This is a genomic window from Streptomyces sp. NPDC017890 (genome assembly GCF_044328675.1).
Lineage (GTDB): Bacteria > Actinomycetota > Actinomycetes > Streptomycetales > Streptomycetaceae > Streptomyces.
The window spans coordinates 1-1,847 of record NZ_JBIRHU010000085.1; the positions used below are offsets into that span (position 1 = coordinate 1).

The 1,847-nt window shown below is 58.0% G+C and carries 1 rRNA gene; it reads right to left on the reverse strand.

What is annotated here, in order from left to right:
- A 23S ribosomal RNA gene (locus ACH4F2_RS35320) occupies positions 1-1,704 on the reverse strand; the annotation flags it as partial.
- Positions 1,705-1,847: the final 143 nt, after the last annotated feature.

Below are 1,847 nucleotides of genomic sequence, written 5' to 3' on the forward strand. Positions count from 1 at the left end.
CACGGCCTACACCCTTACCCCGGGACAACCATCGCCCGGGATGGACTACCTTCCTGCGTCACCCCATCACTCACCTACTAACCGCTTGGTTCGGCGGCTCCACCACTTTCCTTTCCCCGAAGGGTCCGGAACGGCTTCACGGCCTTAGCATCACGATGCTCGATGTTTGACGCTTCACAGCGGGTACCGGAATATCAACCGGTTATCCATCGACTACGCCTGTCGGCCTCGCCTTAGGTCCCGACTTACCCTGGGCAGATCAGCTTGACCCAGGAACCCTTAGTCAATCGGCGCAAACGTTTCTCACGTTTGTATCGCTACTCATGCCTGCATTCTCACTCGTGAACCGTCCACAACTCGCTTCCGCGGCTGCTTCACCCGGCACACGACGCTCCCCTACCCATCACAGCCGGCGTTGGCCGTACATGCTGCAATGACACGACTTCGGCGGTACGCTTGAGCCCCGCTACATTGTCGGCGCGGAATCACTAGACCAGTGAGCTATTACGCACTCTTTCAAGGGTGGCTGCTTCTAAGCCAACCTCCTGGTTGTCTGTGCGACTCCACATCCTTTCCCACTTAGCGTACGCTTAGGGGCCTTAGTCGATGCTCTGGGCTGTTTCCCTCTCGACCATGGAGCTTATCCCCCACAGTCTCACTGCCGCGCTCTCACTTACCGGCATTCGGAGTTTGGCTAAGGTCAGTAACCCGGTAGGGCCCATCGCCTATCCAGTGCTCTACCTCCGGCAAGAAACACGCGACGCTGCACCTAAATGCATTTCGGGGAGAACCAGCTATCACGGAGTTTGATTGGCCTTTCACCCCTAACCACAGGTCATCCCCCAGGTTTTCAACCCTGGTGGGTTCGGTCCTCCACGAAGTCTTACCTCCGCTTCAACCTGCCCATGGCTAGATCACTCCGCTTCGGGTCTTGAGCGTGCTACTGAACCGCCCTGTTCGGACTCGCTTTCGCTACGGCTTCCCCACTCGGGTTAACCTCGCAACACACCGCAAACTCGCAGGCTCATTCTTCAAAAGGCACGCAGTCACGAGACACCAAGCAAGCTTGATGTCCGACGCTCCCACGGCTTGTAGGCACACGGTTTCAGGTACTATTTCACTCCGCTCCCGCGGTACTTTTCACCATTCCCTCACGGTACTATCCGCTATCGGTCACCAGGGAATATTTAGGCTTAGCGGGTGGTCCCGCCAGATTCACACGGGATTTCTCGGGCCCCGTGCTACTTGGGTGTCTCTCAAACGAGCCGCTGATGTTTCGACTACGGGGGTCTTACCCTCTACGCCGGACCTTTCGCATGTCCTTCGCCTACATCAACGGTTTCTGACTCGTCCCACGGCCGGCAGACCGTGGAAGAGAGATCCCACAACCCCGCACACGCAACCCCTGCCGGGTCTCACACGTATACGGTTTAGCCTCATCCGGTTTCGCTCGCCACTACTCCCGGAATCACGGTTGTTTTCTCTTCCTGCGGGTACTGAGATGTTTCACTTCCCCGCGTTCCCTCCACACTGCCTATGTGTTCAGCAGCGGGTGACAGCCCATGACGACTGCCGGGTTTCCCCATTCGGAAACCCCCGGATCAAAGCCTGGTTGACGACTCCCCGGGGACTATCGTGGCCTCCCACGTCCTTCATCGGTTCCTGGTGCCAAGGCATCCACCGTGCGCCCTTAAAAACTTGGCCACAGATGCTCGCGTCCACTGTGCAGTTCTCAAACAACGACCAACCACCCATCACCCCGGGACAACATCCCGAGTGCACTGGGGCCGGCACTGAAAGCAGGCCATTACGACCGTACCCTCAGATACCCAACAGCGTGCCCGACA